Origin of the sequence: Massilia sp. (assembly GCF_046293535.1) — a bacterium.
In the GTDB taxonomy this organism is placed as follows: Bacteria; Pseudomonadota; Gammaproteobacteria; order Burkholderiales; family Burkholderiaceae_D; genus Telluria.
This window is the reverse complement of the sequence record NZ_JBKBOV010000052.1, coordinates 23,644-31,337: the sequence shown is the minus strand read 5'-3', so window position 1 is coordinate 31,337 and position 7,694 is coordinate 23,644. Positions and strand designations below refer to the sequence as shown.

The following is a 7,694-nucleotide window of genomic DNA, read 5'->3' as shown; positions in this document are numbered from 1 at the left end:
GCGCCAGCCCAGCCACCTGGCGCGCGTGCTGCGCCGCCTCAAGACCCGCGCCAGGTCACGATTCGACGCGCGCACGCAGGCGCGCCACCAGGACAAGACAGAGACCGAGCTTCCATGAGTCCCAACCCCACCCTGGCCGCCGAGATGCAGGCGGCCGCCTCTGAAATCTATCTGCTCGACGCCGCCACCCTGCAGGTGATCGACGCCAACCAGGCCGCGCGCCTGAACCTCGGCATGGATGCCGGCACGCTGCAGGCGCTCGATGCCTACGCCCTGGCGCCCGGCCTCGACCGCGCCGCACTCGGCGAGCTGCTGGCCGGACTGGGCGAGGAAGTCGGCGCCCAGGTCAGCCTGCGCACCCGCCTGCTCCGCCTCGACGGCAGCAGCTATCCGGTGCGGCTGTGTTTCCTGCGCATCGTGCGCGACGGCCACTCGCTGCTGCTGGCGATCGCCGACGACCTCAGCCTCGAGCAGGCGTCGGCACAGGCGCTGGCCCAGTCGCAGGCGCGCTTCGACGCCATCGTGCGCAATACCCCGGGCCTGGTGTTCCAGTTCGTGCTGCACCCGGGCGGGCGCCACGACTTCCCCTGGCTCAGCGAGGGCTGCGCCGCCCTGCTCGGCCTGTCCGTGTTGGAACTGCAGCGCGACGCCAGCCTGTTCGAGCGCCTGATCCTGCCGGAGGACCGCAAGGGCTGGCAGGAATCGATGGCCGCTTCCAGCGCCGCCATGAGCGCCTGGAACTGGGAAGGCCGGATCTGGATCGACGCCTGGAAGGACGTCAAGTGGATCAACCTGCGCGCCACCCCGCATCCCGTCGAGGGCGGCGCGGTGCAGTGGGACGGCATCATGACCAACATCAGCGCCAGCAAGGAGGAACAGGAAGCAAGCATGCGCTCGCGCGCCCGGCTGGCCGAACTCACCGAGCACATCGAGCAGGTCAAGGAACAGGAACGGGCGCGCATCGCGCGCGAGATCCACGACGACCTCGGCGGCAACCTGACAGCCATCAAGATGGCGCTGGCGATGCTGGCCGCGCGCCTGCCCGACAACCAGCCGGCCCTGCTGGAAAAAGCCAACTACCTCGACGACCTGGTCGACCGCACGATCGATGCGGTGCACCGCATCTCGCTCGACCTGCGTCCCACCACGCTCGACCTCGGCATCGTGGCCGCGCTGGAGTGGCAGGCGCGCGAGTTCGAGAAGCAGATGGGCATCGCCTGCATCTTCCGCTGCCCCGAGAAGGAAATCCTGCTCGACGACGACCACGCCACCGCCCTGTTCCGCATCTTCCAGGAAGCGCTGACCAACATCGCCAAGCATGCCCACGCGACCCGGGTCACGGTGACGCTGCGCCCCCAGCGCGCCCACCTGACCCTGACGATCTGCGACAACGGACGCGGCATCAAGCCCAGCGACCGGCTCAAGCCGCATTCCTTCGGCCTGCACAGCATGAGCGAGCGCGCCAAGGCTTTCGGGGGAACGCTGGCCTTGTCGTCCGCGCCTGGAGGTGGCACGATGCTAACCATCAAGACCAGGCTGGTGACATCCACAGACAAGAATGAGTGACAAGGCAACAATCCGGGTATTCATCGCCGACGACCATGCGATCGTCCGCGAGGGACTGAAACAGATCCTGGCCGAACAGCGCGACATCATCGTCGCGGGCGAGGCCGAAACCGGGCTCGATGCCGTCAAGCTGGTCGGCAAGGCGCGGCCGCACGTGATGCTGCTCGATATCTCCCTGCCCGACCGCAACGGCATCGAGGTGCTCAAGCAGATCAAGAAGGAGCGGCCCGAGCTGGCGGTGCTGATGCTCTCGATGCACCGCGAAGACCAGTACGCGATCCGTTCGCTGAAGGCGGGCGCGGCCGGCTACATGACCAAGCAGAGCGCGCCGCGCGAGCTGGTGACGGCGATCCGCCAGGTGGCCGACGGCCAGAAATACGTGAGCGCCGCGCTGGCCCAGACCCTGGCGGCCCAGGTCGGCGAAGACCACGAGGCGCCGCTGCACGACAGCCTCTCGGACCGCGAATACCAGACCCTGACCATGATCGCCTCCGGGATGACGGTCAGCGACATCGCGCGCGAGCTGTCGCTGTCGGTGAAGACGGTGAGCGAGTACCGGGCCCGGCTGCTGGCGAAGATGAAGCTCAAGAACAGCGCGGAACTGACCCATTACGCGATTCGCAACCAGTTGGTGGGGTGACTGATGTCGTAGGGGTGGTCCAGTCCAGTGGACTGGACCACGCTCTGCCGACCGCGCGTTCGACGATGGCATGCGTTCCTACTGCGCGACCGGTAGCTGAACGCGCGGACGGCGAAGCCGTCCCCCCTACGAAAGCATGATTCGAAGATATTGCATTCTTAGTAAGTGTTGTAGAAGTACAGAAATAACACAGTTTGTTGCTGTTTTTTAATTGATGGTTGGCAAAGAAGCTGCTTATCATGTCGCTCAACTGCAATCCGTGTCATGACAGCCATGTCCATCTCGTCCCCGCCGGCCGGTAGCGGCCAACATCCCGCCGCGCAGAACCCTGCCGACATTGCCCGCGAAGCCTTCCGGCGCCTAGCGACGCGCCGCATCGCGCCGACGCCGGACGCCTATCAGGCCATCTACGACGAGATCGCCGGCGTCCCGCCCGCTCCGCCTGCGCCTGTGGCGAATCCCGCCGCCGAGGTGCTGGAAAGCTTCGCGCGCCGACTGAGCGAGACGCCGGGCGAAGTCTCGGAACCCGGCCGCCGCATGCTGCGCGCCGCCCGCACCGCCGACTGGAGCGGCTACGCCCAGGCCCTGGGCCAGGTGGCCGACCGCCACCTGCGCCGCAACACGCCGCTGATGGCCCTGGGCGACGAGGACCCCGACGCGCGCCAGCTGCGCGAGATGCTGGGCCGCTCGCTGGCCTATGCGCTGGCTACCCTGCTGGCCGGCAGTGCGCCGCTGGTGCAGGAGGCCGAAGCCCTCGGTGTCGCCGTCCGGCATGCGCGCGGCGAGGAACTGGGCGATCTGGCCGGCCGCCTCAAGCAATTGTGCTACCAGATCGAACTGCGCAGCGGCGACAGCGCCGAGCAGCAGGAACTGCTGCTGCGCCTGTTCCGCCTGCTGCTGGACAACGTCAACGAACTGCTCGACGACGACAGCTGGATGCGCGGCCAGATCGCCGCCGTGCAGGACCTGATCGCCGGCCCGCTCGACGTGCGCTCGCTGGAAGACGCGACCCGCAGCCTGAAGGACGTCATCCTCAAGCAGGGCCAGCTGCGCCACAGCATCTCGGACGTGCGCGCGACGATGAAGAACATGATGATGACCTTCATCGACCGCCTCGGCTCAGTGGCGGCCTCGACCGGCAACCACCACGCCAAACTGGCCGGCTATTCCGACCGGATCGGGCGCGCCGCCAACATCGACGAGCTGAACGAGGTGATGGAAGAAGTGCTGCGCGAGATGCGCGCCGCCCAGGACGAGGCGCTGGCCTCGCGCGACCGCATGGTGGCGGTGCACCGCGAGGTGCAGGAAGCCGAGGAACGCATCCGCACGCTGGAAGCGCAGCTGCAGCACATGAGCGAACTGGTGCGCGAAGACCAGCTGACCGGCAGCCTCAATCGTCGCGGCCTGGACGACGTGTTCGAGCGCGAAAGCGCGCGCGCCGACCGCCGCGACACGCCGCTGTGCGTGGCCATCCTCGACCTCGACAATTTCAAGAAGCTCAACGATACCTACGGCCACCTGGCCGGCGACGGGGCGCTGAAGCACCTGGTGAAGGTGGTGCGCGACACCCTGCGCTCGATGGACGTGATCGCGCGCTTCGGCGGCGAGGAATTCGTGATCCTGATGCCGGAAACGCCGGTGGAGGCCGCGGCGGCGGCGATGGTGCGCGTGCAGCGCGAGCTCACCCGCCACTTCTTCTTGCACGACAACGAGAAGATGCTGATCACGTTCTCGTGCGGCGTGGCCCTGCGCCATCCGAACGAGGACCAGGCCAGCCTGGTGGCGCGCGCCGACCGCGCCATGTACCAGGCCAAGCAGAGCGGCAAGAACCGGGTCGTGGTGGCGGACTAGGAAAGATCAGCTGCGCTTATCGATTTCCGGTTTCCTTAAGCGCAGCTTCATCTGAAAACAGCTCATTCGCCCGGGGCATTCAGCGGCCGGGCGGCATTGCGCATCTCGTCGCGCGCGCCCTGGGCGCCCACCGCTTTGAGCATGCGGTCGGTCGAGGTGCGGCCTTTCAGGCGGCTGCCGGTCATCTGGTGCCCGTCCTGTCCCGCGGTATTGCCGGCGTTGGCGATCAACTCGGCCTCGGTCGGATTATCCGGTAACTCTTGCGTGGCGCAGCCTGCCAGTGCGAGTGCGAGTGCGACGACTCCTGCAGCGATCAGCTTCATCTCGGTCTCCATAAGAATCAGGGGTGGATGCACCCGTCAATACAGCCGGGCTTGTCGGAATGCTAGCATCTTGCCGGGCCCGGCAGGTGGAATCGGCAAGATTATCCTGCGTGGATGATGCCTCGCCATCCTGCAGCCTTGCTTCAGCGAGGCGAGAACAGCGGCAGAAATCGTGCGGTAATCAAGGATTGAAACCGAACGGCTCCAAGGTAGACTCACCTTGTCCATATTGCGGCTGTTCGTCTGGAACAGCGCAGCCACCACCCTATTTTTGCCTCGACCATGGCGACTCTCCACCTGACCCGCACCATCCATGCCTTGACGCCCAACTATGTCAGCCGCTTCCGCTGCATCGGCGCCGAGTGTAAAGACAACTGTTGCACCGGCTGGCATATCAGCCTGGACAAGAAAACCTTCAACAGCTACCGCCAGAGCAAGCATCCGGAACTACGGGCGGCCTTCGACAAGGGGCTACAGCGCGAACCAAGCGAGAACGGCGACCGGCTGTATGGTCGGATTGCGCTGAGCGACAAGGACGGCACCTGCCCATTGATGCAAGGCGGCCTGTGTGGCGTGCAAAAACACATGGACGAAAGCCACTTGTCGAACACCTGCTTCACCTATCCCCGTGTCTCCGCGGACTTTGGCGGACAGATGCAGCAGGCCCTGCAATTATCCTGTCCCGAGGCAGCGCGCCTGGCCCTGCTCGCGCCGGACGCCTTCGAATTTACCGAAACGACGGTAGCCGTCCGCCCGGATGACCTCGTGGTGGCGCGCCCCAGGGAGGGATTTCCCGAACAGCTCATGCATGACGTGCGGATCTTCTGCCTGCAACTCATGCGTTCCCAGGGCCTGGAACTGTGGCAGCGCCTGGCCATGCTGGGGGTGTTCTGCGAGCGGTTGACGGCGCTTGAACGCGACAGCGCCGCGGCGGCAAGGCTCATCGACAGCTTCACCTCCCTGCTGGAAAGCGGCTCGGCGCTCGACGCGCTGCAGGGCTTGCAGCCGGATCATGAAGCCCAGGCACTGGTATTTGCGACCATCTGGGGCGGGCTGGCCGGTCCGGCAGGCACCGCACACGAGCGCGCCGTGCTGGCAAGTGTCGCCGCCAACCTGGGCGCGGACCCGCACACCGGCAATGCGCCTGTCGCAGACGTGCTTGCCGCCTACGCCACCGGCGTGCGGCGCCTCCCGCTGGCGCTCGAGGCGGCTCCGCATCTGCTCGATCATTACATCTTGAATGAAATGTTCACGCATCTGTTCCCGTTCGGCCGAGGCAGTGCCTATGACAGCTACCTGGAACTGGTGTCGCGCTTTGGCCTGCTGCGCATGATGCTGGCGGCCCGTTGCGCGAGCGAAGGCCCCTTGCCGGACGCCGATGCGCTGGTCGAGACGGTACAGGTCTTCTATCGCCGCTTCCGCCACAACACCGGTTTTGCGCGGCGCGTCAACGATGCGCTCAAGAATAGCGGCTGGAACAGCCTGGACAAGCTCTATGGCTTCCTACGCCATTAATCTGGTGTTCAAATGACATCGAAACGCGGCTCAGGCCGCGTTTTTTTTGGCCGGAGGCGATGGCTTGAGGGACTGATCTTTAAAAAATTTAATTTTTTTCGCCCTAAAGTTTTCTCCCGCTGCGTCGTCTAGACGCGGCCAGCCATAAAACTTGAGGATTTTTTTGGCCAAATATTTTCGTTTCCCACCATAAAGATTACACGGGGTGCTCCGTTACCTGCATCAACAGCGGTGTGATCGTCACGGAACAGCGTGGCGCACCAAAGTGAACAGGGCAAGGTGGCCCACCCCGAAATACAGTCTGGAGAAATACCATGGCATCCGTAATCAATACCAACGTTGCATCCCTGAACTCGCAGCGTAACCTGTCGACCTCGCAAGCTTCCCTGAACACCTCGATCCAGCGCCTGTCGTCGGGCCTGCGCATCAACAGCGCCAAGGACGACGCTGCCGGTCTGGCCATCTCGGACCGCATGAATTCGCAGATCAAGGGCATGACCCAGGCCACCCGCAACGCGAACGACGGCGTGTCGATGGCCCAGACCGCGGAAGGCGCCCTGTCGAGCTCGGGCGACATCCTGCAGCGTATCCGTGAACTGGCAGTGCAGTCGTCGAACTCGTCGAACTCGGCCAACGACCGCAAGGCCCTGCAGACCGAAGTCACCCAGCTGACCTCGGAACTGAACCGTATCGCCAACACCACCGAATTCAACGGCCAGAAGCTGCTGGACGGTTCGATGGGCACCGCCAACTTCCAGGTCGGCGCCAATGCAGGCCAACTGATCTCGATGGGCGGCGCCAACTTCAACACCTCGACCTACGGCAACAACACCACCGACGTCGCCGCCAAGGGTGCTGTCACCGGCGCGTCCAACGGCGTGGTTGCCGGCACCGTGACCATCAATGGTTCGCAAGGCTCGAAAGGCGTCGACGTCGACGCCAACGCCACCGCCAAGGCCACCGTCGCCAAGATCAACAACGTCAGCGGCGATACCGGCGTGACCGCCACCGCCAAGACCGACGCCAACCTGGCGCTGGTCGCCGGCAAATCGTACACGCTGGAACTGGCATCGGACAACGCCAGTGCCGTGACGATCTCGTTCTCGGTCAGCACCGACGACGCCAACGGCCATGCCGGCGCCATCAGCGCCTTCAACGCGCAATCGGCCAAGACCGGCGTCACCGCGTCCTACGATGCCACCAACGGCGGCATCAAGCTGAGCCACGCCGACGGCAACGACATCAAGCTGAGGGATGCCACCACCGGCAACGCTGCAACCGATGCCGAGATCGCGACCTACGACACCGATGGTAGCGTCGGCACCGCAGTGGCCACCAACGGCGCAACCGGCGCCACCGCGATGGGCAAGATCACCCTGAACTCCGACAAGAGCTTCTCGGTGGCCGATGCAACCACCACCATGAACCTTGGCGGCGCCTCGGCCCTGAAGTCGGTGGCCAACCTCGACATCAGCACCTTCGATGGCGCCCAGGCCGCCATCAAGACCGCCGATGCGGCACTGTCGGCAGTCAACAGCCAGCGCGCCGAGTACGGTGCACTGCAGTCGCGCTTCGAATCGGCGATCTCGAACCTGTCGTCGTCGACCGAGAACCTGTCGGCATCGCGCAGCCGCATCGTCGACACCGACTTCGCTGCTGAAACCGCGAAAATGACCCGCGGCCAGATTCTGCAGCAGGCCGGCACCTCGATGCTGGCCCAGGCGAACTCGCTGCCGAACGGTGTCCTGTCGCTCCTGCGTGGCTAATGGTTGACGGACTAACCAGTCCATCCGTGTAGT

General features: G+C 64.9%; 6 protein-coding genes. 5 read left to right on the top strand and 1 reads right to left on the bottom strand.

The features are described 5' to 3' along the window. The first annotated feature begins 114 nt into the window (after positions 1–114). From ACK4S9_RS20730 to ACK4S9_RS20720, 3 genes are all read left to right on the top strand, one after another. Positions 115–1,566: an ATP-binding protein gene (locus tag ACK4S9_RS20730; RefSeq protein WP_409729439.1), complete on the top strand. Its 1,452-nt coding sequence runs from the start codon at positions 115–117 to the stop codon at positions 1,564–1,566. Further along, positions 1,559–2,206: a response regulator gene (locus ACK4S9_RS20725; RefSeq protein WP_409729437.1), complete on the top strand. Its 648-nt coding sequence runs from the start codon at positions 1,559–1,561 to the stop codon at positions 2,204–2,206. The genes ACK4S9_RS20730 and ACK4S9_RS20725 overlap by 8 nt, the downstream gene beginning before the upstream one ends. Positions 2,207–2,479: 273 nt before the next feature. After that, positions 2,480–4,057 carry a GGDEF domain-containing protein gene (locus tag ACK4S9_RS20720; protein WP_409729435.1) on the top strand — a complete coding sequence of 526 codons (1,578 nt, stop codon included), beginning with the start codon at positions 2,480–2,482 and terminating at the stop codon, positions 4,055–4,057. A 62-nt stretch (positions 4,058–4,119) separates the two neighbouring features. Here ACK4S9_RS20720 and ACK4S9_RS20715 read toward each other — a convergent pair whose 3' ends face one another. Further along, positions 4,120–4,380 (bottom strand): hypothetical protein, encoded by a 261-nt coding sequence (locus ACK4S9_RS20715; protein ID WP_409729433.1) that lies wholly within the window; start codon positions 4,378–4,380, stop codon positions 4,120–4,122. Positions 4,381–4,662: 282 nt separating this feature from the next. Here ACK4S9_RS20715 and fliB point away from each other — a divergent pair, with 282 nt between their 5' ends. Both fliB and ACK4S9_RS20705 read left to right on the top strand, forming a co-directional pair. Continuing rightward, complete coding sequence (fliB, locus tag ACK4S9_RS20710) at positions 4,663–5,895, top strand: flagellin lysine-N-methylase (RefSeq protein WP_409729431.1); 1,233 nt, start codon at positions 4,663–4,665, stop codon at positions 5,893–5,895. A 314-nt stretch (positions 5,896–6,209) separates the two neighbouring features. Continuing rightward, positions 6,210–7,661, top strand: a complete 1,452-nt coding sequence (locus ACK4S9_RS20705; RefSeq protein ID WP_409729429.1) for a flagellin — start codon at positions 6,210–6,212, stop codon at positions 7,659–7,661. The last annotated feature ends 33 nt before the right edge of the window (positions 7,662–7,694 follow it).